We start from the raw sequence: 833 nt of genomic DNA on the forward strand, positions 1-833 counted from the left end.
CCTGCACCCCGTCCCCGGCCGCACGCGGCCCGGCGACCCGGACGCGGCACCGGACCCGGAGGACATCCGGCCCGGCGCGGACGCCCACGCCGCCGTGCTGCCCCTCGGCGTACCGGCCGCGCCCGTACTGCCCTCGCCCCTCGAACTGACCCGCGCACTGCGCCCGTTGCAGCGCTACCGCCCGGCCTCCGCGCCGCTGCGCCGCGTCCTGGACGAGACGGCGACCGCCGAACGCAGCGCCCGCGCCGGGGGCGTGGTCATGCCCGTCTTCCGAGGGGTCCGGCGCGGCGACGCCATCGTGCAGTGCGTGATGGACGCCTCCTCCTCGATGCTGGTCTGGGACCGGCTGTTCGAGGAGCTCCAGCAGATCTTCGCCCAGATCGGGGCCTTCCGCGACGTGCAGATGCGCTACCTGCACCCCGGCCCTGACGGCGCCTGCACGGTCAGCCGCAGCCCCGACCCGGCCGCCGCCCCGCTGCACTCGGCGGACCGGCTCAGCGACCCCACCGGACGCCGGGTGACCGTCGTGGTCAGCGACTGCGCGGGCCCGCTCTGGCGCACCGGACACGCCCACCGGCTGCTGCACCAGCTCGCCCGGCTCGCCCCGGTCGCCGTGCTCCAGCCGCTGCCGCAGCGCATGTGGAACCGGACCAGGCTGCCGGTCACCTTCGGCTCGCTGACCCGGGGCGAGGGTCCCGCCGGGGCCACCCTCCTCAAGGTCACCGGCGACGCCGGCACGGGCCCCGCCCATCCCGGCGCCCTCGCCGTGCCGGTGCTGCCCCCGGTCGCGGACGCGCTCGCCGCCTGGGCCCGGCTGCTCTCCGGCACCGGGG

General features: G+C 78.0%; 1 protein-coding gene. It reads left to right on the forward strand.

Translation table 11 applies throughout. The annotated features are described in order from the left end of the window. The coding region (locus G3I41_RS28030; RefSeq protein ID WP_275408453.1) for an SAV_2336 N-terminal domain-related protein at positions 1–833 on the forward strand (833 nt) is incomplete at both ends.

Source organism: Streptomyces sp. SID9727 (assembly GCF_010550605.1).
GTDB lineage: Bacteria > Actinomycetota > Actinomycetes > Streptomycetales > Streptomycetaceae > Streptomyces.